Raw genomic sequence first — 22,603 nt, 5'->3', positions numbered from 1 at the left:
GACGGATAGCGTTATTGATTAGCGACTGACTTCGTGGCCGATAACGCCACCGATCGCCGCACCGCCCAGGGTTCCCCAGGTGCTGCCGCCGGTCAGCACTGCGCCACCCACCGCACCGACACCGGCGCCGATAGCGGTATTCCTGCCACGATGGGACATGCCGCACGCCGTCAGTGAAAACGTGACCAGCAGAACAACGGCAACAGTACAGCTGCGTTTTAAAAGCATTCAAGACCTCATCACCATTAGAATTAATGGAAGGTAAAAGTGTTAATTATGATTTTTCTGGTGCCAAAGTAGGGGTCGTGCCCTCTCCCCGGCGCAGGAAATTTACTGCTTATCCCTGTTTTGCGACAGGTAAAAAATCCTATTTCAGTACCAGCTTTTGTTGGTTACCTGTTTAGCGATCGTCCGGCGTTAATTTTGTGATACTTCCGGCGTAAAAGGCGTGAAAAATTCGTTGATTAAATAATTTCATCAAGTTATCAATAAAGACTTTCCCTCGCTGGCCGATACTCGATCTCATCTGGCTGCGCTTTGGGCCAACAACTCTTAATGTGAAGCGTAATCATGAGCGGGACTTTTAGTAGCGACGATGCCAAACGTCTGGCTGCCCTGGAGATGTTGAAATCCGAGGATGCGGCGCGCGATGATATTTTAAAAAAATTCAGCCAGCTGGCCAGCGAACTGCTGGAAATCCCCGGTGGTTTCGTATCGGTGCTGGACGATGAAAACCAGTACATTAAAGCGGCCTGCAACTTCGATCTGAAACAGACCTCGCTGCAGGATGCGTTCTGCCGCCACACGCTGGAGCTGGATGACGTGCTGGTTTGTGCTGATACGCATCTTGATCCACGCTTCAGCGCGCATCCTCTGACGCTTGGCGCGCCCTTTATCCGTTTCTATGCCGGCGCCCCGCTGCGCAACCGTGAAGGCATCATCATCGGCACGCTGTGCGTCACAGATACCCAGCCGCATGCCTTCAGCGCAGACAAAGCCGCGCTGCTGGCACTGCTTGCAGGCCTGGTGGTGGGCTACCTCGATGCCTGGTATATCACCGGCTATCAGGATGTCGTCACGCTGCTGCCTAACCGCCAGCGGCTGCTGAAGGATATTGAACTGCTGCAGCAGGCGGGCAATAGCGAACCGCATAATCTGACGCTGATTGACTGTATTGATATGCCGCGCGCCTATGAGATCGCCCGTTCGGTAGGAATGAATGCGGTGGAAACGCTGCTCAAAGAGATGGCAGCCACGCTGCGCACCCGCCTGCGTTTGGACAGTGATGATGTGCTGTACACCGTTGCACTGGGCCGCTTTGCCCTGCTGAGCGACAAGCCCGACGCACCCAGCGGACGTGAGCTCAGCCAGCGCCTCGGCGGCATTCGCGCACAGATTTTCGATAATATTACGGTTGATGCCAAACCGTATCTCGGGGAAGTCAGCTTTGTTCCGGTCGATTCGCAAGTTTCGGAAGTGTTGCGCCGCGCAGTCAGTGCACTGCATGAAGCAATCAGCCTGAAACAGAACTATATGGCGTATAACGCCGACAGCGATGGGCGCAGAAATCAGAGCTTCCGCCTGCTAAACGACCTGGCCGCAGCGCTACGCGGCACGCCGGGACTTTATCTGGTCTATCAGCCACAAATCTCGCTGCGCAACGGCAAACCCGTCGGACTGGAAACGCTGCTGCGCTGGGATCATCCGCTTTACGGCAATATCCCGCCTGACGAATTTATCCCTCTGGCTGCACAAACCAACCTAATGGAGGAGCTGACCGACTGGGTGTTAGACCATACGCTGGCGCAGCTCAAACTGTGGCGGAGTAAAGGACTGAACCTACCGGCGTCGGTGAATCTGTGCGTCAGCGATTTTTCGCGCCCGGACTTCGCCAATAAGCTGGAAGAGAAGCTACTGCGTGCAGGATTGCAGGCTGAAGATCTCAATCTTGAATGTCTGGAAACCGAGCAGGTGCTGGAGAGCGCCGAGGCGCGGCGCGGGCTGGATATGCTGAAGCTACGCGGCTTTCGCATCGCGCTGGATGATTTCGGATCCGGTTACAGCAACATCAACACGCTGCGCCGCATCCCGGTTGACGTTATCAAGCTCGACCGTTCGCTGATCCAGCAGCTGTCGCACGATCCGGCCAGCGAGGTGATAGCCCGCCACGTGATCACCATGCTGAAAGAGCTGGAGTATGTGGTGCTGGCCGAAGGGGTGGAGGATCTGCAAACCCTGGCATCACTGCAGCGATTAGGCTGCGATGAAATCCAGGGTTTTTATTACTCACGCCCGCTGATACCGGAAGGCCTGGAGAGCTGGCTTAGCCGCTACTACCCGCAGGCCAGCTAAGATCAGGACTCGATCCACACGGTCTGCGTGTTGGTGAACTCGCGCAGGCCGAAGTGAGACAATTCGCGACCAAAACCACTTTTCTTAACGCCGCCAATCGGCACGCGCGGGTCAGAGAAGCTCGGCGAGTTGATAAACACACCGCCGGTTTCGATGCGTGATGCCAGCTGCTGAGCGCGGGACAAGTCCTTGCTCCACAGGCTGCCGCCAAGGCCGAACTCAGAGTCATTCGCCATCGCTACCGCATGATCGGCATCATCCGCCACAATCAGCGAGGCAACGGGACCAAACAGCTCCTGATCGAAGCTGGTCATACCCGGCTTCACGTTGCTCAGCACCGTGGGGGCATAGTAGTTACCTTCCCCCGGCAGTACATGGCCACCCAGCAGCAGCGTTGCGCCCTCTTTCAGCGTCGCCTGCACCTGTGAGTCAAGCTCGTCGCGCAGATCGTAGCGCGCCATCGGGCCAATCCATACGCCGGCTTCACGCGGGTCGCCGATTTTCATTGCTTTAACTGCAGTGACAAATTTCTCGCAGAACTGGTCGAAGACCGCCGCTTCCACAATGATGCGCTTGGCCGAAATACACAGCTGGCCGTTGTTCATAAAGCGCCCGGCAATTGCTCCTTTAACTGCGGCATCAATGTCGGCATCGGCCAGCACGATAAACGCATCGGAACCGCCCAGTTCCAGCACGCATTTTTTGATTGCCGCACCGGAAAGCGCGGCAATTGCCGCACCGGCACGCACGCTCCCGGTCACGGTGACGGCGGCAATACGACGGTCGTTGATCGCCTGCGCCACACCGTCGTTGTCGGCATTGACCACGGCAAACAGCCCTTCCGGCACGCCAGCATCCTGCAGGATCTGTTGCAGCAGCAGCGCACAGCCCATGACGTTCGGAGCAGGTTTCAGCAGGTAGCTATTCCCCGCCAGCAAAATTGGCACCGCTCCGCGTAGCACCTGCCAAACAGGAAAGTTCCACGGCATCACCGACAGCACCGGGCCGAGCGGTAAATAGTCAACAAAGGCCTTATCGCCTTCGACCAGCGTCGGTTCACGCTCAAGGTAGGCAGGGCCGTGTTCGCCATACCATTCACACAGCTTTGCGCTTTTTTCAACTTCGGCCAGCCCCTGGTCAATCGGTTTGCCCATTTCACTGGTCATCATCTCAGCCAGCTCGCGTGCCTGCTGACGCAGGCCGCCGGCAATTGCGTTTAGCAACTGTACGCGTATGATCATCGCGCTGCTGCGCCAGGCCTGAAAGGCGTTATTAGTCTGTGCCAGCGCGCTGTCGACGTCCTGCGCCGTGGCAAATGGATAGCGGGCAAAGATTTCACCGCTGGTTGGATTACGAGAAATTGCTGCGTTTGAGGAAACCTGAGTCATGATTGCCGCCTTAAGTTGTTCACAATGGAATCCATCATAGGCTTGCCGTTGATTCTTTAAAAATGAATAATAAAGAAAGTTATTTACTCTAAAAGAGAATGATATGGATCTGACCCAGCTGGAAATCTTTCGCACTATCGCTGAAGAGGGCAGCGTTACGGCGGCGGCAGAGAAGCTGCATCGCGTGCCCTCCAACATATCAACGCGCTTAAAGCAGTTGGAAGAGGAGCTGGAGTGCGAACTGTTCCGCCGGGAAAAGCTGCGCCTGTACATCACCGATAGCGGCAAAACCTTCCTCGACTATGCGCGGCGCATTCTGGCGCTGGCGACCGAAGCAAAGCACAGCGTTTCCGGCCAGCTACCTAGCGGGATTTTTACCCTTGGCGCCATTGAGAGCTTTGCGGCCGTACGCCTGCCACCGCTGATCGCCCGCTATCACCAGCACTGGCCGCAGGTTGAGCTGGATCTCTCAACGGGACCGTCCGGCGATATGACCGACGGCGTGCTCGCCGGGAAGTATTCCGCCGCCTTTATCGACGGCCCGCCGAAGCACCCGCTGTTGGAGGGTGTCGCGGTGGTGGAAGAAGAGATGGTGCTGATCTCGGCGCTCAACCATCCCCCCGTACCTGATGCCACCAGTATCTCCGGTTCAACCATCTACGCCTTTCGCGCCAACTGCTCTTACCGCCGCCTGTTTGAAAACTGGTTCTCACGCGAGAACGCCGCGCCGGGAAAAATTTTCGAAATGGAGTCGTATCACGGCATTCTGGCCTGCGTCAGCGCCGGAGCCGGTCTGGCGCTAATCCCGCGTAGCATGCTGGAGAATATGCCAGGGCGCGATAATGTGCATGCGTGGCCCTTAAGTGAGGGAATGGGGCAGATTGCCATTTGGCTGGTATGGCGCAAAGATACCCGTTCCAATAATTTGCAGGCGATGATTGCGGCGTTAAAGCAGGAAACCCCTCGGGGTAAACTTCTTGAGGACAGATAAAAAAAACGCCGCTGACTGAGCAGCGGCGTTTTTGAATATCACAACTTAATGATAGCTAATCGTGGTGCCACACAGGCTGCTCGCGCCAGAGGCCGAAGCGGTACGCAAGGCTCTGGCTACGGGTGCGGCCTGCTTTCCCGACAGCTGCACATCCAGCGACACCAGCGTGGTACTGCCGGTCACATAGCTGCTGGTTGTCAGCGGCTGAACGGTAATGACTCTACCCTCAGGAAGTGCTGCCAGGCTGGCACCCGATATTGTGCTCAGGATGACGGCAACAAGGGCTAATTTACGGCTTTTCATCATCCCCCCTTGATGCTCATTCAACATTTTCATTGTTACTGGTAAATCACCGCAGTACCGTTCATTTTGTTATCACCTGATGCTGAGGTGATACGGAATGATTTGGCACCGGCCTGATCCGCTTTAGCGGAAAGCTGAGCTTCCAGTGAAGATAGATTGGTTGCGCCACTGGCAGAAATCACGCCAATCTGCTGCTGCTGAACCGGCTCGTTGTTGACCAGGTCAGCGGCGAAACCAGCGAAAGATACGGAAGTCAGAGCGATAGCGGCCAGAGCCATTTTGATGTTTTTCATTATGATTTCTCTTAAGTAATTTAGGTTGTCTGATGTTGCCGTCGTCAATTAATTAACGATCGATAGGTAAATACTAAACGCCTTGTTGACCTGCGTCAAAGACAATTTATTAATGATCGATAATTTAATAGTTAACACATTGAATTTATTTATTTTAAATTTAGGATCTTCTCTTAGGAACATCCTTATAAACCAGACGACAATCTCGCTCGACAAGAGCGAACATTATTTTTATACTGATTGATAATTTATTCGTTAATGCGGTATTGCGTAAGTGAGGAATGATGACTACTGAGCAGGACGCAGGGACACGTAAAAGCCGGGGACGGCCAAAGACTTTCAATCGCGAAGCCGCGCTGGACAAAGCGCTTGAGCTTTTCTGGCGTCACGGCTATGAAGGCACTTCTCTCGCGGATTTAGTCGAGGCAACGGGAGCCAAAGCGCCCACGCTGTATGCAGAATTTACCAACAAAGAGGGTATGTTCCGCGCGGCTGTGGACCGTTATACAGAGAAATTCGCCCGACAGAATGAAGCTGCGCTCGCCTGCCCGGAAAGCTGCGTCGCCAGCGGCATTGAGAACTATTTCCGCTCAACCGCTTCCTGCTTTACCGATGGCAAGAAACCGGGCGGCTGCTTCTTTATCTGCACCTCCAGCGGGCTGTCGGCAGACTCCAGCGAAGTGGCCGAGATGCTGCGCCACCGTCATAATAATCAGGAAAGTAATCTGCTGGAGTTTCTGCAGCTACGCCAAAAGGCGGGTGAACTGGATGAGCGCACCAATATTCGTGCGCTGGCGGCTTTTCTTGGCTGTCTGCTGCAGGGCATGTCGGTACGCGCCCGCGAAGGCGCGACCAGAGCGGAGCTGGACGAGCTGATCGATACGCTGATGAAGCAGTGGCCGGCGCTGAGCAAGCTAGGCTGCTGATGAGAGCGGAAGGTGAACTGCCTGACGCTCATCCTCTGCTCACGGGCATAAGCCAGCATCGGTGCAAAACGTTCGCGGCGCGCCAGCCGATCGGCGATGTCCGGCATCGGGTCGTCTAAACCGTGCTGCGCCCAGTCATAGTTCATGGTATTCGACAGATGCGTTAAGGTGGCCAGTGGATGATGGAGCTGCGACAGTTCGGCCAGCAGGTCGTCGGCCTCTCTCTGCGTACGGCCTATCACCGGCTGTAACCCCGGCAGGATCTTCAAACTATTCGCGTCGCGCCCGTGAGCCTCCACTCGCGCTTTCAATTGGGCATAATAGCGCTGAGCGGAGGCGAGGTCGGGTTTCTCCGCGGCGAAAACCGCATCAGCCTCACGCGCCGCCAGCTCTATAAAGGGTCCGGATCCTCCGGCCTGAAATGTCACCGGGTGGCCCTGCGGTGGGCGCGACATATTGAGCGGGCCACGGCTCTGGAACCACGGAGTATTGATGTTGGCATAGCGGATACGTTCACCGTGCGCATAGATCCCCTGCTGGCGATCGGCCACGATAGCGTTATCCGCCCAGCTGTCCCAAAGCGTGCGCACCGCCTGAATAAACGCTGCCGCCTTCTGATATCGCAGCTCATGGCATAACAGCGTCTGACCGAAATTCGCCGCTTCTGCATCACTGGTTGATGTCACCACGTTCCAGCCCGCACGACCGCCGGTCAGATGATCGAGGGTGGCCAGAGTGCGCGCTGCGGCAAACGGCTGGATAACCGAACTGGACACCGTGCCCGCCAGGCCTATTTTTTCCGTTACCGCGCCAATCGCCGACAGCACCGAAAAGGGTTCGGGCCTCTCCGTGACCCGATGGCGCACCGCCTCGACCACGCTGTCACCGTAGATATCATCAACAGACAGTTTATCCGCCATAAAAATCAGATCGAACTTTGCCGCCTCTGCTTTTTGCGCCAGCGATTTAATCGTGGCCCAGTCAGCGGGGTTAGCCTGAACAGCCCCCGGCATACGCCAGCCTGAGTAGTGGCAGCCCGTGGTTTCCAGGAACAGCGCAAGATGCAGTGACATCAGCGTGATCCTTTTACTGGCTGTGAGCTGACGCTGAGATCGCTGTCGAACCACTTCTCGGAAATCTTCTTCAGCGTACCTTCTGCGCGCAGTTCTTCCAGCGCCACATCCACTTTCGCCTTCAGCGCCTCTCCGCGCTCATCCTTACGGAATGGCAGAGCCACCTGCTTTTCACCAAAGGTCTCGCCAACCACCTTCAGCGGCAGATGCTTTTTCTTAATCTGTCCCAGCAGGATCACCTGGCCGGAGACAAACGCATCCACTTTCCCCTGCGCGATGCTGCTGACAATCACATCCATCCCCTCAAAGGTGACCAGCCTGATTTTATTCTGCGGGTCGAACTCCTTGAGCACTTTGGCATAGTTGGAGCCCAATTCCGCCGCCACGCTTTTTCCGGCCATATCGTTCAGGCCGTGAATAGTGTGATTATTTTCGCTAACCGCCAGCGCGGCGGCCGAGTAGTAATACGGTACGCTGTAGTCATATTTTTTACGCCGCTCCGGGGTGTCCGCAAAGTTGCCGACGGTGTCAACCTTACCCGTTTCCAGCGATCCCAGTACGCCCACCCAGTCGGAAGTCACCCACTCAATTTTGTAGTGAATTTTGTCCGCCACCGCCTGCAAAATATCGGCACTGAACCCTTTGATGACCTTATTTTCGACAAAATAGTGCGGATAGCCGTCAGGCGTTGCCCCAACGCGCAGTACTGGCTGGTCGGATGATGAATCAGCCGGTTTATCACAGCCATAGAGCAGAGGTAACGCGCAGGCAATCAGCGCCAGCTTTACTAATTTCATCCCAGTTTTTTCCCGCTAATCAGACCACGTAAGGTTTACCGATCCAGCGCTCAAGCTGACGCTGTAACGCGCTCAAAATTATCGTCAGCGCCCAGTACACCAGGCCGACGGCAAAATACGCTTCAAAATACTTCAGCGATTCCGTGGCAATCAGCTTGCCGCCCGCCAGCAGTTCACTCACGCCAAGGGTGAAAGCCAGCGAGGAGTTTTTTATCAGGCCAATCCAGATATTTCCGGCCGCAGGGACCGCATTACGGCACGCCTGCGGCAACAGGATGCGGCGTGCAGCCTGGAAGCCATTCAGCCCGGAAGCCAGCGAGGCTTCCCACTGGCCTTTATCCACCGAATCGATCGCGGCGCGAAACACTTCCGCAAGATAGGCCGCGCTGTTCAGGCTCAGGCCAATGATAACCGCCCAGGTCGCGCTAAGGCTGTTCATCGCCGGGAACAGCTGCGGCAGACCGAAATAAATAATCAGCAGCTGGACCAGCACCGGCGTCCCGCGAAAAAAGGAGATATAGAGATGCGCCAGCACCGCCAGCGGGCGCGCACCGCGCAGCAGCAGCGCAACGGCCAGCCCCAGCACGGTAGCCAGCACAATCGACAACAGGGAAATAGTCAGGGTGATCGGCAGATAGCCGAGGAGCTGCGGGAGGATCCCCCACATATAGCTGATATCAAAATTCATCGTGGATTTCCGTACCGGGTTCAGGCGGCTTCATGCAGGAAGCGGTGTACACGGCTGCTGCCGGAGGCATCGAACAGCTCATCCGGCGTGCCCTGCTCAATAATCTGCCCCTGCTCCATAAACAGCAGGCGCCGGGAGATATCGCGGGCAAAGCGCATCTCATGGGTAACGATCAACATTGTGAGCGAACGGGCGGCAAGGTCGGCAATCAGATTGAGGATGTCGCGTCGCAGCTCCGGGTCAAGTGATGAGGTTGGCTCATCCAGCAACAGCGCCTGCGGCTCCAGGCTCAGCGCCCGGGCGATGCCAATACGCTGCTGCTGCCCGCCGGAAAGCGTAACCGGGTAAGCAGAGGCTTTATGTGCCAGCCCGACGCTGGTCAGTAGTTCCATCGCCCTGTCACGTGCGTCCTGGCGTGAATAGCCGCGGCCGTAGATCAACACCTCAGTGATGTTTTCCAGCGCAGTTTTATTACGAAACAGGTTGTAATGCTGGAAGACCATCGCGCTCTGTTGGCGGAACGGGCCTACATCACGGCGTTTTATACGGGCAGCATCAACGGTGCGATCGCCGATCGTCAGCTGGCCGCTATCGGGCTTAACCAGCAGGTTAAGGCAGCGTAACAGGGTCGATTTTCCGGAGCCGGAAGGGCCAATAATCGATACCACCTCACCCCGTGCAACGCTGAAGTTGATATCGTTAAGTACCTGATGATGCTTGAAAGATTTATTAAGTCCGCTAACCGATATCATCGTTACTCCGGGTAAAGTTGCGCTACCGGAGAGTGTATCGTTGCAGCAAAGAGGTGACGAATGCTTAAAAAAGATAAGGTTAGCAGATATGCGGGGAAGTGACGGGCGGTTACTTTTCTGACGCGAATTCAACAATCAGCGTACCGCAATCAAGCATTCCGAACTGCTCCTTGTCTTGATAGCGATTATCGTAGAACGGGACGAACCAGGAGTCCTCTCCCTTATGCAAATCCCAATCAACAAAGCCAATACCGGCTTCATTAGCCGCCCGTTGCGCTGACGGCCAGTCACTCCAGTTATTCTCTTTATGCAGCATAGCCTGAAGCACACGCATTTTCGCCTGCTCGGGTGTATAGGCAACACATTCAGCAAGGTTTTCATCACTGTATGCATAGGCCCCTGTGCGTATATAAATAAATAAAAGAACGACCGAAGCCATTAACGTAAGAGCGATAAATATGATTAACACTAGGGGTAATAAAAATTTAGCCATATAAAAAATCCTTTTTAAGGCAACCTTTAGAAGGTGTTGTAGAAAGATAAATCAGGTTAACGCGTTACAGACTTGGACGACAAACCTTGCGTGACATGCGCACAAACACGCAAATATAAAAAAGGGCTCCATAAAAGAAGCCCTATGATCCGAATAATAATAATCTTTAAATCAGTTATTAACCGGGATCACCGCGCCTTTGTACTTGGTGCGGATCCAGTCCTGAATCGCTTTAGAGTGCAGCGCGTTAACCAGCGCCACGATATCCGGCTTCTTCTCGTCGCCGCGATGCACGGTAATGATATTGGCATAAGGATTGTTCTCACCACTCTCCACCGCAATCGGGCCTTTCACCGGATCGAGTCCGGCATCAATTGCGTAGTTCGCGTTAATCACCACCGCATCGCCTTCGTCATTGTTGTACATCTGCGGCAGCAGCGCGCCTTCAACGTTGGCGAGGAACTTCAGGTGTTTCTGGTTCTCAACGATATCGCTGATGCGCGCATCAACCTTACTGACGCCCGGCTTGAGTTTGATCACGCCCGCTTTCTCGAAGATGGAAAGAATTCGCCCCTCTTCCGCCACCGCATCACGCATGATCACTTTGCCATTTTCAGGCAGATCCTTCAGCGATTTGTATTTCTTCGAGTAAATGCCAATCGGCTCGATATGGATTGCCCCGGCGCTGACAAAATCATAGCTCTTATCATCAGCATGGTCTTTCAGCACGCTGTTCAGATAGGGAATGTGCTGGAAGTAGTTGGCGTCGATATCACGACTCGCCAGCGCGGTGTTTGGCAGGATGTAATCCTGGAACGGTTTGATTTCCAGATCGATGCCCTGCTTCGCCAGTATCGGCTTAGCCTGCTCCAGAATTTCAGCGTGCGGCACGTTAGAGGCGCCAACGGTCAGCGTATCCGCCCATGCACTCAAACTCAGCGCACCCAGAGTTGCTGCAGCCAGCAGTGTCAGTGTTTTTTTCATTTTGTTTTCCTAAAAAGTTAGCGTTTATCGAGCCGTGTTGTAATGACATCACCTAAGAACTGGATGATAAAAACGATCACCAGAATCATGAGCGTCGCCACAAGCGTGACATCACTGTGGTTGCGCTGAAAACCTTCCAGATAAGCGAGATTGCCAAGGCCGCCCGCGCCAATCACGCCCGCCATCGCGCTGTAGCTCACCAGCGCAATCAGCGTCACCGTAATACCGGACACCAGCGCCGGGGAGGACTCCGCCAGCAGAACACGGAAAATCAGAGTGCTGAGGCGCGCGCCCATCGAACGGGAAGCCTCGATCACGCCCTTGTCTACCTCTCGCAACCCAATCTCGACCAGGCGGGCGTAAAATGGGGCAGCACCGACAATCAGCGCCGGAAGTGCCGCATCGGCACCCAGAATGGTGCCAATCAGCGTTTTGGTGAACGGGATTAGCAGCACAATCAGGATGATGAAAGGGATAGAGCGGAAGACATTAACCAGCAGGGAGATCGTCGAGTAAACCGCACGGTTCTGGAACAGCCCGCCGCGCGCGGTAAGGAACAGCGCCAGCCCGAGCAAAATCCCCAGCACAAAAGTTGCCACGCCGGACAGCGCGGTCATATACAGCGTTTCACCGGTGGCGGACCAGAGTGCGTCCAGCTTCAGATGAGGAAACAGGGTCTCAAACATTTTTTACCACCTCGGTCGTGATTGCGTGGGCGTGCAGGTCCGCAAGGATATTTTCCAGCTGGGTGCTGCTGGCCGGGACCTGCAACCACAGTTCGCCAAAGGTTCCGTTGGTGGTTTGCGTCATTTTTCCATGCAGAATATTGAACGGTAATGCGTATTTCAGCGTCAGTTCACCGACGATCGGCTGCTGCGTGCTCAGCCCGACAAAGGTCAGCTTCAGCACTTCACCTTCGGTGGGATTGACCAGCGCCAGGTTAAAGGGTGTGTTCGCACTGCTGTATTCAGTGGTCTGCTTAACGAACTGGCAAGTGATTGGCTGCTGCGGGCGGGTAAATACCGACAGCACCTCGCCCTCTTCCACGATGCGCCCGGCTTCCATCACCGCCACGCGATGGCAGATTTTGCGGACGACATGCATTTCGTGAGTGATCAGCACGATGGTGAGCCTCAGCTGACGGTTGATATCCAGCAGCAGCTCAAGAATGGCGTCGGTGGTCTGTGGATCGAGAGCCGACGTTGCCTCGTCACACAGCAAAACATCCGGGCTGTTAGCCAGCGCGCGAGCAATTCCGACGCGCTGTTTCTGCCCGCCGCTCAGCTGGGACGGATACGCGTGTTCTTTGCCGCTCAGCCCGACCAGGGCTATCAGTTCCTGCACGCGGCGCTGGATCGCTGCTTTCGGCGCACCGGCAATCTGCAGTGAGAAAGCGATGTTTTCACTGACGGTACGCGACCACAGCAGATTGAAATGCTGGAAGATCATGCTGATTTTTAAGCGTGCCTGACGCAGCGTTTCACCACTGGTCTGGGCAATATCCTGCCCGGCGACGGTCACGCTACCGGAGGTCGGCTTCTCAAGACCGTTCAGCAGGCGGATCAGGGTGCTTTTCCCTGCCCCGCTGTAACCGATAATGCCGTAAATCTGCCCCTGCTCAACCTGCAGGCTGACATCATCAACGGCGGTTACCGGGCCGGACCGGGCGTTAAATATTTTAGTAACGTTGCGCAAAACTATCATCTGATGCCTGTTTTCTGCCGTTTTATCAGCAAAATATGCTGATTAATTAAACTGATTATTTTTAATGCATTATTGGTAGCACTAATTGCCAAGTGATATTAATCAGGCCAGGATTTATTGGAAACGACCGAAAAAACATGGCTTATAACTAAAAGAAATATCTGAGGAACAATCTAAAGCTTGTCGGGAGGGGTTTCAGGCCAGCAGCGTCTACAGTTAAACCTCTATATCAACGTTAACTAAGCCCTGAACCCATGCGTATTTCATTGCAACATTATTTGCACGCCCGCCTGCGGCTGATCGTATCCATCACCGCCGGTCTGCTATGTTTCTTCCTTCTTCCTGCTCAGCTGGGTCTGCTTCAGCGGCTGCTGATCGGCTGGAACGTGCTGGCGTGGCTGTATCTGTTTTTCTTGTGGTTACGCATGCTGCGCACGCCGAATGAAGATATTCCGCATATCGCGAAAATTGAGGATGAGAGCGCCACGCTGGTGTTGAGCATGGTGACGCTCACCTGCCTGGTCAGTATTGTGGCGATTCTGCTGGAGCTGACCACGCTAAAAGCACTGCATGGCACCCCGCGCGTGCTGCACCTGCTGCTGACCGCCGCCACGCTGGTCGTGTCATGGGCGCTGCTGCCCACCTCTTTTGCCATGCATTACGCCCATCATCACTACTTACATCGAACGGCCAAGGTCACGCCGATGATTTTTCCTGAAAAGCCCGCCGAGCCGGGATACTGGGATTTTATCTACTTCTCCTTCACCATCGCCGTGGCGGCACAAACCGCCGACGTGGCAACCGGCACCACCGATATGCGACAGATCGCGCTGCTGCACTCGGTGATTTCATTTGTGTTTAATCTGGCAATTCTGGGGCTGTCGGTGAACGTCGGGGCGGGATTGCTGAGTTAGGGGTAATAAAATCATCTGCCTCAAGGGAGAGGCAGACTTTAACAAGTTACAACACGCTGGCGAGAAATTCGCGCAGGCGCGGATGTTGCGGATTGTCCAGTAATGTGCGCGCATCGCCGCTTTCCACTACTGTTCCGTTATCCATAAACACGATGTTATCCGCCACTTCGCGGGCGAACCCAATTTCGTGGGTGACCACCACCATGGTGATACCGGAATGTGCCAGCTGCTTCATCACCTGCAGTACTTCACCCACCAGTTCAGGGTCCAGCGCCGAGGTCGGCTCATCGAACAGCATCACTTCCGGCTCCATTGCCAGCGCCCGGGCAATCGCCACGCGCTGCTGCTGGCCGCCGGACAGTTCGCGCGGCCACGCCTGCGCCCGGTGCGCCAGCCCGACCTGCTCCAGTAATTTCAGCGCGCGGGCTTCCACCACGGCACGCTTCTCACCACGAATGCGCAGCGGCGCATCGCTGATATTCTGCAGCACGGTACGGTGCGGAAACAGATTGAACTGCTGGAACACCATGCCGATGCGCTGACGCTGCGCGGCAACGCGTTTCTCCGGCATCTCCACTAAATGCCGCCCCTTGCGGCGGTAGCCAATCATCGATTGCCCCACGTGGATGGTGCCGGCATCAAGTTTTTCCAAGTGGTTAATACAGCGCAGCAGCGTTGATTTCCCGGAGCCGGAAGGCCCGAGGATTACCGTCACCGAACCGGCGGCAATATCCATACTGATATCGCGCAGTACCGTTTTGCCGGAAAATTGTTTATGAATGCCGCGCAGGCTGATCGATTCACTCATGATTCCTGCTCCTGTTGCTGCGGCAGGCGGCGAAACCAGCTGCGTTTCGCCGGGCTGTTACCGCGGCTGAACCACGCTTCAACATAATGCTGGCCAATGGACAGTACTGAGGTCATCAGCAGATACCAAGCGGTGGCAACCAGCAGCAGCGGGATCACCTCGTAGGTACGCTGATAGATAATCTGTGCCGAATAGAGCACGTCCTGCAGCGCAATCACCGAAACCACGGCGGTGGTTTTCAGCTGACCGATCACTTCATTGCCTGCCGGAGGCAGAATGGTGCGCATCGCCTGCGGCAGCACGGTCTGGCGGAAAATCTGGCCGGGACGATAGCCTAACGCTTTCGCCGCCTCCAGCTGGCCCGGATTAACGCTCTGGATCCCGGCACGGATAATTTCCGCCGCATAGGCCGACTGGTGCATCACCAGCGCAATCACCGCCGCGCTGAACGGGCTGATAATCTCGTTGGTGGTGGCATGCCAGACCTCGCCGATAAACGGCAGCGACAGGGTTAACTTCGGATAGAGCGCAGCGATGTTGTACCAGAGGAACAGCTGGACCAGCATCGGCACCGCACGGAAGAACCAGGTATAGGCCCAGCTCACCCCGACCAGCACTGGATTGGCCGACAGGCGCATCAGCGCCAGCAGCGTTCCCCCGGCAAAGCCGAACAGCACGGAGATCGCCGTCAGCTTGATGGTCATTATCACGCCGTTGAGGATCGAGGCTTCCGTCAGATTCTGCGCCACCACGTCCCACTCGAAGCGCGGATTGCTGACCACCGATGACCCCATCAGCACCACCAACAGCAGCACGATCAGCGCGCTAAACCAGCGCCCGTAATGGCGGTGACCGACAATGCGCAGCCCGGCGCCTGAGTCGTCAGGCCGCACACTCATTTGGCAATCTCTTCATTCAGGCCCGCTGTTTTCACCGCGCCGAAGCCAATTTCCCATTTATCGAGGATCTGCTGATAGGTACCATCTTTGATAAGTGAGTTCAATGCGGCCTGAATCGGCTTCTCCAGCGGCGACTGTTTTGGCAGAGCGATAGAGACGATGGTGTCCTCAATGGTGATCTCACCCGCTAATGCCAGCGGCTTAACGTGGCTGGCCTGGTAGCGCAGGCCTTCATACGGACCAAAGAACATCGGCACGCGACCGCTGATTACTGCCTGCACGCCCGCCGGACGATCCGGGAATACCGGGATAGTTATCGCTGGTTTTTTATCGGCAATGCAGGCTTCGCTGGCGGTTTGCAGGCGGGTGATCTGCGACGTACCTGCTCCCGCGCCCACGGTCTTGCCACACAGCTCGGCGAAGGTGTTGAATGGCCCCAGCTCCGCATCTTTACGGGCGACCAGCGCCAGTTTAGATGCGTTGTAGTAGCCAACAAAATCAACCTGCTGCAGACGCTTCTTATTGGCATCGATATTAGACGCGGCCAGATCGTAACGACCAGATTTCAGACCAGGAATAATGTTGTCAAAGCCCCCGGTATCACGCCAGTGCACGGCCACACCGAGGCGGTCAGCAACCGCGCTGACAATATCAATCTCGCGCCCGGCCAGGGTTTTATTATCCGCCTGGTAAAAAGTAGTAGGCGGCGTGTTGGGGTTGGTTCCCGCCACAATATAGCCCTTCTTCAGAATGTCTTCCGGCAGCGTAGCGTGCAGCGCCGCATCGGCCTTCGGCTTCACGCTGCTGGCAAAGGCAACATCCTGATCGGCGGCCAGGGCGGAGGTGATTGGAGCCAGCGCCAGTACGGCGGCAGTCAGTACAATGTGTTTCATCAGTTACCCCTCAGTTGCCAGTGCAGGCACGGCAGCAAAATTTTCATCGATAGACGGCAGCCCCAGGTTTTCACGCAGAGTGCTGTAATGATATTCGGTGCGGAACAGGCCACGGCGCTGCAGCTCAGGCACCACCAGTTCGACAAACAGCTCCAGCTGATTTGGCAGCACCGCTGGCATGATGTTGAAGCCGTCCGCCCCGTCCTGTTCCAGCCACTGCTGGAAGTCATCGGCGATATCTTCGGCGGTGCCCACAATCACCCGGTGACCGCGGGAACCGGCCGCCACGGCTGCCAGCTGGCGCAGGGTGAGGTTTTCACGCGCGGCGAGGTCGGTCAGCAGCTTGACGCGGCTCTGCCCGCCTTCCGTACCGCCAATCTCCGGCACCGGCCCATCCAGCGGATAGGCGGTCATATCCACGCCAAAGCGCGCGGACAGCTGTTCAATACCGTTATCGATATCAACCAGTTCATTCAGCTGGTTCCAGGTTTCCTGCGCCTCCGCACGCGTGCGCCCGACAATCGGCATCACGCCCGGTAGGATCAGCAAATGATCCGGCTGGCGACCAGCATCGCGCACAAACTGTTTCTGGCTGCGGTAGAACGCCTGCCCCTCTTCCAGTGAGGCCGCTGCGGTAAACACCACTTCAGCAGTTTCAGCCGCCAGTTTCTGACCGGCCGGGGAAGATCCGGCTTCAATAATCACCGGACGCCCCTGCGGGGAACGGGCGATGTTCAGCGGTCCCTGCACCTGGAAATATTTACCTTTGTGGTTGGCAGCGTGAATCTTCCCTTCGTCAGAGTAACGACCGCTCTCTTTTTCGCGCACGATTGCGCCCTCTTCCCAACCGTTCCACAGTTTAAAGGTCACATCGAGGAACTCGCGCGCCACGTCGTAGCGTTCGGCGTGGGAAGGCAGATCTTCACGGCTGAAATTGCGCGCGGCATCAGCAGAGAATGAGGTCACCACGTTCCACGCACCGCGGCCACGGCTGATATGGTCGACCGATGACAGCGCGCGCGCCAGGTGGAACGGCTGATCGAAAGTGGTAGAGGCTGTCGCCGCCAGACCAATATATTTAGTCTGCACCGCCAACGCGGAAAGCAGCGTCAGGGGCTCCAGGCGTGACATGGTGGAAGGGAGGCGGTGAACGCTGGTTGCCAGCGCATCGCCAACGAAGAACATATCAAACAGGCCTTCTTCGCCTTTTTTGGCGATCCAGGTAAACCATTCGACATCGGTCGGAGAGCCTTTCGCCCCCTCAGCACGCCAGCCGCCCACGTGGTGGCCCAGCGCCTGAACAAACAGGCCGAGGCGCAGCTGGCGCGGTGAGGTTTTCTGCACAGACATGGGAGATCCTTTCGTTATTGGCTAATCAGGAAAATAAGACGCTGCAGCGCGGCGCTATCCGCCAGGCATGCATCGTTGAAAATGGTTTGTGCCTGAGCGGCAGGCAGAGCTGCCAGACTGTTGCGCAGCTTGGCCTCGACGTCAGTGGGCGCTGCGGCGGTTTCACGGCGCGTAACACAGTGGCTGAGCGAGCTGCCGTTGCGCAGATAAAGCGTGACGCGATGGAAACGACGATCGGGATCGAGCTCATCCGCAGGCGCACTCGGGTCGGGATGGCGGCTGACGCGCGCGGCGAGTTCAGCAATCACGTCGTCAACCGGCGCTTCACTGTAATTTTCCAGCGCAACGCTGCCGTTCAGCAGCGCATCGGCAATCACGTATTCGAGGCTGAAACGCGCTTCAACGCCGTTACGCGGCGCGGTGATATTCGGTGCGGTATCGGCGCCTGGTGGAAAGCTGACTTCAATCCGTTCAACGTCAGACAATTTCGCGTTCGCCTGCAACTGCTCACGCAGGATGAATGCGGCTTCGGCCGCGCTGTGGGTGCCACCACAGGTCGGGTAGCGTTTAAACTCCAGGCCCGGTGAAACAATGCGCCACGGGGATCCCCACTCATGTAGCAAGTCAGCCGGCTGTCCGGCACCAAAGCCCAGCGCCTGCAGGAAGCTCTCCAAAACACCGCTGCTCTGCCCGGCGAAACCCGCCTGAGCCAGCTGTACGCTGTTGACCGCGCTGCGGGCGGCCAGCCCGGCATGCAGAGGTTTAGCCGCTGAACCAAACTGGCTGCGTAAACCGGAGGCCTGAGTCGCCGCCAGCCCGATGGCCACCTGCGTTTCGGCGTTACTGAGCTGCAATAACCGGCAGGCTGCGCCAGTGGCAGCAAGGGTTCCAAGCGTGGCAGTGCTGTGGAATCCGGCCGAATAGTGGCGCGTGCCGATGGCTTTCCCTAACCGGCCTGCCAGTTCTACCCCGACAACATAAGCATCGAGGAAATCCTCCACGCTTTGCGCTTTACGCGTAGTACTCAGCGCCAGCAGTGAGGAGAGCACCACAGTAGTGGGGTGGCCGCGGAAATTAGCGTGGTAATCATCGAAATCCAGAGAATGACTGAGATAGCCGAGCTGCAGCGCCAGGTTTTCCAGCGAATGTTCAGCCGGGAATACGCGAAATATTGCGTCCAGGCCGCTGTCCAGTACGCTTCCGTGCAGTACAGGAAACAGACAGGCGAAGTAATCCATGACGCCAGCACGGGCATTATGCCGCTCAGTCGCGCCAGGATTGATGCTGGATAGCGTTTCTGCCAGCCGTGCAGTAAGCGAAATGTTCAAAAGACACCTTTTTTGATAAGGTATTGACATAAATCAATACGTTATAAATTACGGTTATTTTCTTTTGTTCGCAGTTGAGGGGCCAATATCCAACGGTTATACGCCATTCCGAAATAAACTAAGCAGAATGATAATTCGCACTATCTTTTCTCAGAAAAACCGTATCTGCCAAATTGAGACGCTGCTGCGCTGCGCTGGATCTACAGTTGGATATCAGCCCGCTGGAAAACACTCGCAAGCAGGATGAGGGAACTTGGTAATGACCGTTCAGCGACTTTACTGCTTTATGAACGATCTTCCGCTTGGCGAACTGACGCGAAACAATGGCAAAATATCAGCGGCTGGCGGGTAAAGGCTAAAAACGCATTGACCTGACGTTGCAAAAAGCTAAGGTTAATCCCATATCAATAGCCAATATGCAGGAAAACCCCTGAAGGAGTTAAACATGGCGACAGAATACGCAACTATTGGCGGAGGCTGCTTCTGGTGCACTGAAGCAGTCTTCAAACAGATTGACGGCGTGGAATCGGTCGAGAGCGGCTACATCGGCGGCCACACCGAAAACCCAACCTATAAGCAGGTTTGCAATGGGGACACCGGCCACGCTGAAGCTATCCGTATTGGCTTCAACCCTGACAAAGTCAGCTATGGCGACCTGCTGGATATCAGCTTTGCCACTCACGATCCCACCCAGCTGAACCGCCAGGGTAATGATATCGGGACGCAGTACCGCTCAGCGCTGTTCCCGGCAGATGCTGCACAGCTTGCTGAAGCGAAAGCGGCGATTGCGCGCGCGCAGACTGAACACGCCGATCCGGTTGTGACCACCATCGAAACCGATGCGAAATGGTGGCCGGCAGAAGATTACCACCAGGATTACTGGGCGGGTGAAGGTCAGGAAAACCGTTACTGCCTGGCAGTGATCCCACCGAAGCTGCAGAAGCTACGCAAAAAGTTTGCGGCGAAAACCATCAGCGGCTAATCATCGCTCTGCGCCAGCCGCTGTGTGCTGGCGCGCTTTGCCGCCCTAAGTGCCACCACTACGGCAAGCAACGATCCCACGGCAAATCCTATCATAACCCGCTGAAAACCGCCGTCGGCACCGCCTGCCTGATAGATTTGTGCAGCAATGGCCAACCCAAGTGCGCCGCCGAGATTATGCAGCGTCCAGGAAATCCCAATCCCCTGCGCATGCCTTGACGCAGGCAAAGCGCCGCATTAACCGAAGGCCCGAGGATCGCACCCCATCCGGCCCCCATCAGTATAAATGCAGCGAAAACGGTAGTTATAGGAATATTGCCAAAGCTCTGTAGCAACGCTGACAGTGACAGCGCGATGAATCCTGCCGCCATCACAGGCCAGGGAGTGAAGCGGTCGGCAGCGTGGCCTGCAATCGGTGAAACCACCGCCATCACCAGCGTCACCGGCAGCAGCATCAGGCCGATCCGGGCATCACTGGGTTGGAAGACTGCAACCAGCCTGAGTGGGATCAGCATGAATGCGCTGCAATAAAATATGGCCAGCAGCACCGATAACATGCAGGCAGCCGCAAAGTCCTTATTGCGCAGCATATGCAAATCAAGTAGCGGCTGGATCGTGCGCTTTTCTAAGGTGAGGAAAACCCGCAGAAACAGCAGCGACAACATCAACAACAGGAGTGAATTTACACTCAGTAGCCCCCAACGCGCCACCTGACTGCCCAGATCAGCAGCGGTATCAGCCCGGCATTCATCATTAACCAGCCTGAAATATCGAGTCGGACCTGCACATTCCTTGAGGACGTCGGGATGGCGCCCATGCAGCATAGAAAACTGACCAGCATTAGCGGCACATTGATCAAAAAAACCGATCGCCAGCCTAACCAGCTGACCAGAATACCTCCGGCTATCGGCCCCAGAGCCAATCCTAAACCATTAGCAGCAAACAGCATGCCCAGCGCCCTGCCCCGCCCTGCAGACGGCATAACACTGACCAGTATGCTCGCGCTGACGGTATACAGCACTGCACACCCTGTTCCCTGTAACAAACGGCAGAAGTTCATCACTGTCAGATTGACCGCCAGCCCCGCTCCCAACCAGGCGACGCCAAACAGCAACATACCGCCGAACAGTACGTGCTTAGCGCCAAAGCGCTCAGCCAGACGGGCTGACATTACCATGCAGCAGCACAGCGCCATCACAAATAGCGTCATCGACCACTGCATGGCAACCACGTCGCGACTGAAGTAGCGCTGCAGCGCTGGCAACGCGGTATTCACGATGGTGAAATCCAGGCAGCCAAGGAAGCTGGCCAGGCATATCCCGCTTTGCAGCCTGATTAACTGAGTGCGGGAAAGAGTGAAAGAAGTTGTCATGCAGCATTCCTGGGGGGAAAACATTAGCCTGCCACGATATTTATTCTTCAGTTACGCTCATTTTTCACCATACTGATGAATCCAAATCGCCAATCTAAGAGTTGTTTTTCATGATTAATGCTGACCGGCTTAACAGCATCCGCGCTTTTGTACAGGCCGCTCAGGCGGGAGGGTTCAGCCAGGCAGCTTACCAACTGGGTCTATCCCGCTCGACGGTTGGGAAAGCCGTTGCCCGTCTGGAAGCTCGTCTGCAGGTAAAATTGTTTCAGCGCACCACCCGCTCTCTTTCGCTCACCCGTGAAGGTGAATTGTTTTATCAGGACTGCCTGCAAATACTCGCCAGCCTCAATGCCGCAGAAAACCGTCTGATGGCACATGTCAACGCCCCCTCAGGTCAGCTACGAATTGCAGCCCCTCCCCTGCTGGGTGAAAAATGGGTATTGCCGGTTTTACTGCCGTTGACGCAACGCTGGCAGGGGCTTGGTCTGGACCTGAGGCTGTCCACACAGCGAGTAGACCTGGCCGCCGATGGTATCGATCTGGCCATCCGTATCGGCGCTCCGGGGCACCATGTCGATCTCACCGCTCATCTGCTAGGGCATCAGGCGCTACTGCTTTGTGCCTCCCCTGCTTTGCTATCTGAAGGCGATGTTCTTCATCGTCCTGATGATCTCACCGACTTTCCTCACCTCACGCTGCTGGAGCAGGGGCGCTCTTAACCTTGGTTGATTAAAAATGCGCAGGAAGAAATGATTTACTGGCAGCCGAATGGACGACTACGCTTTAGCACGATGAGTGCCGTCTACGCGTCAACGCTGGAGGGTTATGGTATTGCGTAACTGCCACGCTGGCTGGTGAACCAGGACATTGAACATGGAAGGCTGGTTGAAGTTTTACCGGGGACACGCTGCAGCAGTTTGCCCATTTATGCCGTGTGGCTGAAAACGTCTGTCATGCCTCGGCGGATACGTTGTGCTATCGATGCGCTTAAAGCGCCGTTTACTACCACTCCTTTATAAAACCGATTCCCAGTCTGCGAGAATGGAAAGCACAATATCACCGTTAAACGGCCGACTGGAGCAATGATACCGTCGGTTATCCCAGCAACCGCAGATAATCGTGACTCCTATATCTATTCCCCGACCGATAGCTGTTGTCATTGGCGGTACCGGCGAAATCGGTCTGGCTACGGTTGAAAGATTTGCGGCCAGTCATCAGGCCTAGTCATTTGGCAGGACGGATAATACTCAGGCAGGATTGCAGGATTGCAGGATTGCAGGATTGCAGGATTGCAGGATTGCAGGATTGCAGGAT

At 55.8% G+C, this 22,603-nt stretch carries 23 protein-coding genes and 2 pseudogenes; 6 read left to right on the top strand and 19 right to left on the bottom strand.

Features of this window, described 5'->3' with window-relative positions:
- Window positions 1-18: 18 nt before the first annotated feature.
- The gene (locus ID864_RS22245; protein WP_048918560.1) at window positions 19-228 is read right to left on the bottom strand and encodes a glycine zipper 2TM domain-containing protein; all 210 of its coding nucleotides are present in this window, start codon (window positions 226-228) and stop codon (window positions 19-21) included.
- 342 nt (window positions 229-570) lie between these two features.
- On the opposite strand from ID864_RS22245, the gene ID864_RS22240 reads away from it, so the two are divergent.
- Window positions 571-2,352 carry a sensor domain-containing diguanylate cyclase gene (locus ID864_RS22240; RefSeq protein ID WP_048914847.1) on the top strand — a complete coding sequence of 594 codons (1,782 nt, stop codon included), beginning with the start codon at window positions 571-573 and terminating at the stop codon, window positions 2,350-2,352.
- 2 nt (window positions 2,353-2,354) lie between these two features.
- On the opposite strand, the gene ID864_RS22235 is transcribed toward ID864_RS22240, so the two are convergent.
- Window positions 2,355-3,740, bottom strand: a complete 1,386-nt coding sequence (locus ID864_RS22235; protein ID WP_048914848.1) for an NAD-dependent succinate-semialdehyde dehydrogenase — start codon at window positions 3,738-3,740, stop codon at window positions 2,355-2,357.
- A gap of 103 nt (window positions 3,741-3,843) precedes the next feature.
- Here ID864_RS22235 and ptrR point away from each other — a divergent pair, with 103 nt between their 5' ends.
- On the top strand, window positions 3,844-4,731 hold the full coding sequence (gene ptrR, locus ID864_RS22230) for a putrescine utilization regulator PtrR (protein ID WP_191150374.1): 888 nt from the start codon (window positions 3,844-3,846) through the stop codon (window positions 4,729-4,731).
- Between the two features lie 45 nt (window positions 4,732-4,776).
- Here ptrR and ID864_RS22225 read toward each other — a convergent pair whose 3' ends face one another.
- A complete protein-coding gene (locus tag ID864_RS22225) occupies window positions 4,777-5,034 on the bottom strand; it encodes a hypothetical protein (RefSeq protein ID WP_099755002.1) in 258 nt (85 codons plus the stop codon).
- A gap of 35 nt (window positions 5,035-5,069) precedes the next feature.
- The gene (bhsA, locus tag ID864_RS22220) at window positions 5,070-5,327 is read right to left on the bottom strand and encodes a multiple stress resistance protein BhsA (protein WP_048914851.1); all 258 of its coding nucleotides are present in this window, start codon (window positions 5,325-5,327) and stop codon (window positions 5,070-5,072) included.
- Between the two features lie 284 nt (window positions 5,328-5,611).
- Here bhsA and ID864_RS23805 point away from each other — a divergent pair, with 284 nt between their 5' ends.
- Window positions 5,612-6,253: a TetR/AcrR family transcriptional regulator gene (locus tag ID864_RS23805; protein WP_048914852.1), complete on the top strand. Its 642-nt coding sequence runs from the start codon at window positions 5,612-5,614 to the stop codon at window positions 6,251-6,253.
- Between the two features lie 17 nt (window positions 6,254-6,270).
- Here the strand turns inward: ID864_RS23805 and ID864_RS22215 are convergent.
- The 8 genes and pseudogenes from ID864_RS22215 to ID864_RS22180 all read right to left on the bottom strand — a co-directional run.
- Window positions 6,271-7,326: pseudogene (locus ID864_RS22215) on the bottom strand (NtaA/DmoA family FMN-dependent monooxygenase); the annotation flags it as partial.
- Window positions 7,326-8,123: a transporter substrate-binding domain-containing protein gene (locus ID864_RS22210; protein WP_099755180.1), complete on the bottom strand. Its 798-nt coding sequence runs from the start codon at window positions 8,121-8,123 to the stop codon at window positions 7,326-7,328. The gene ID864_RS22210 and the pseudogene ID864_RS22215, both read right to left, overlap by 1 nt.
- Window positions 8,124-8,142: 19 nt before the next feature.
- Window positions 8,143-8,811: an amino acid ABC transporter permease gene (locus ID864_RS22205; protein ID WP_191150373.1), complete on the bottom strand. Its 669-nt coding sequence runs from the start codon at window positions 8,809-8,811 to the stop codon at window positions 8,143-8,145.
- Window positions 8,812-8,831: 20 nt separating this feature from the next.
- On the bottom strand, window positions 8,832-9,563 hold the full coding sequence (locus ID864_RS22200; RefSeq protein WP_048914855.1) for an amino acid ABC transporter ATP-binding protein: 732 nt from the start codon (window positions 9,561-9,563) through the stop codon (window positions 8,832-8,834).
- Window positions 9,564-9,672: 109 nt separating this feature from the next.
- Window positions 9,673-10,056, bottom strand: coding sequence for a hypothetical protein (locus ID864_RS22195; RefSeq protein ID WP_191150372.1), 384 nt, complete (start codon window positions 10,054-10,056; stop codon window positions 9,673-9,675).
- Window positions 10,057-10,227: 171 nt separating this feature from the next.
- The gene (locus ID864_RS22190; protein WP_191150371.1) at window positions 10,228-11,040 is read right to left on the bottom strand and encodes a MetQ/NlpA family ABC transporter substrate-binding protein; all 813 of its coding nucleotides are present in this window, start codon (window positions 11,038-11,040) and stop codon (window positions 10,228-10,230) included.
- A gap of 17 nt (window positions 11,041-11,057) precedes the next feature.
- The gene (locus ID864_RS22185) at window positions 11,058-11,726 is read right to left on the bottom strand and encodes a methionine ABC transporter permease (protein ID WP_048914860.1); all 669 of its coding nucleotides are present in this window, start codon (window positions 11,724-11,726) and stop codon (window positions 11,058-11,060) included.
- The gene (locus tag ID864_RS22180) at window positions 11,719-12,744 is read right to left on the bottom strand and encodes a methionine ABC transporter ATP-binding protein (RefSeq protein WP_191150370.1); all 1,026 of its coding nucleotides are present in this window, start codon (window positions 12,742-12,744) and stop codon (window positions 11,719-11,721) included. Before ID864_RS22180 ends, ID864_RS22185 begins: the two co-directional genes overlap by 8 nt.
- Window positions 12,745-12,998: 254 nt before the next feature.
- Here ID864_RS22180 and ID864_RS22175 point away from each other — a divergent pair, with 254 nt between their 5' ends.
- The gene (locus ID864_RS22175) at window positions 12,999-13,658 is read left to right on the top strand and encodes a DUF1345 domain-containing protein (protein WP_191150369.1); all 660 of its coding nucleotides are present in this window, start codon (window positions 12,999-13,001) and stop codon (window positions 13,656-13,658) included.
- Between the two features lie 46 nt (window positions 13,659-13,704).
- Here ID864_RS22175 and ID864_RS22170 read toward each other — a convergent pair whose 3' ends face one another.
- From ID864_RS22170 to ID864_RS22150, 5 genes are read right to left on the bottom strand one after another with little or no spacing between them, the layout of a single operon-like run.
- Window positions 13,705-14,466, bottom strand: coding sequence for an amino acid ABC transporter ATP-binding protein (locus ID864_RS22170; RefSeq protein ID WP_099755096.1), 762 nt, complete (start codon window positions 14,464-14,466; stop codon window positions 13,705-13,707).
- Window positions 14,463-15,365 (bottom strand): amino acid ABC transporter permease, encoded by a 903-nt coding sequence (locus ID864_RS22165; protein ID WP_048914864.1) that lies wholly within the window; start codon window positions 15,363-15,365, stop codon window positions 14,463-14,465. The genes ID864_RS22170 and ID864_RS22165 overlap by 4 nt, the downstream gene beginning before the upstream one ends.
- The gene (locus tag ID864_RS22160; RefSeq protein ID WP_099755095.1) at window positions 15,362-16,258 is read right to left on the bottom strand and encodes an ABC transporter substrate-binding protein; all 897 of its coding nucleotides are present in this window, start codon (window positions 16,256-16,258) and stop codon (window positions 15,362-15,364) included. Before ID864_RS22160 ends, ID864_RS22165 begins: the two co-directional genes overlap by 4 nt.
- Window positions 16,259-16,261: 3 nt before the next feature.
- Entirely contained in the window at window positions 16,262-17,608 is a 1,347-nt protein-coding gene (locus tag ID864_RS22155; protein ID WP_062818101.1) for an LLM class flavin-dependent oxidoreductase, read from the bottom strand.
- Between the two features lie 14 nt (window positions 17,609-17,622).
- Window positions 17,623-18,936, bottom strand: coding sequence for an MmgE/PrpD family protein (locus ID864_RS22150; RefSeq protein WP_224750596.1), 1,314 nt, complete (start codon window positions 18,934-18,936; stop codon window positions 17,623-17,625).
- Between the two features lie 445 nt (window positions 18,937-19,381).
- Between ID864_RS22150 and msrA the strand changes: the two genes are divergently transcribed.
- A complete protein-coding gene (gene msrA / locus ID864_RS22145) occupies window positions 19,382-19,918 on the top strand; it encodes a peptide-methionine (S)-S-oxide reductase MsrA (protein WP_048914869.1) in 537 nt (178 codons plus the stop codon).
- Between the two features lie 91 nt (window positions 19,919-20,009).
- Here the strand turns inward: msrA and ID864_RS22140 are convergent, their stop codons facing one another.
- Entirely contained in the window at window positions 20,010-20,582 is a 573-nt protein-coding gene (locus tag ID864_RS22140) for an efflux MFS transporter permease (RefSeq protein WP_191150367.1), read from the bottom strand.
- A gap of 23 nt (window positions 20,583-20,605) precedes the next feature.
- Entirely contained in the window at window positions 20,606-21,289 is a 684-nt protein-coding gene (locus tag ID864_RS22135; RefSeq protein ID WP_191150366.1) for an MFS transporter, read from the bottom strand.
- Between the two features lie 110 nt (window positions 21,290-21,399).
- Here ID864_RS22135 and ID864_RS22130 point away from each other — a divergent pair.
- Window positions 21,400-22,308, top strand: a pseudogene (locus tag ID864_RS22130) (LysR family transcriptional regulator).
- The last annotated feature ends 295 nt before the right edge of the window (window positions 22,309-22,603 follow it).

This window comes from Erwinia aphidicola (assembly GCF_014773485.1).
GTDB lineage: Bacteria > Pseudomonadota > Gammaproteobacteria > Enterobacterales > Enterobacteriaceae > Erwinia > Erwinia aphidicola.
The sequence above is the reverse complement of the archived record's forward strand: the minus strand, read 5'-3'. Positions and strand labels throughout refer to the sequence as shown.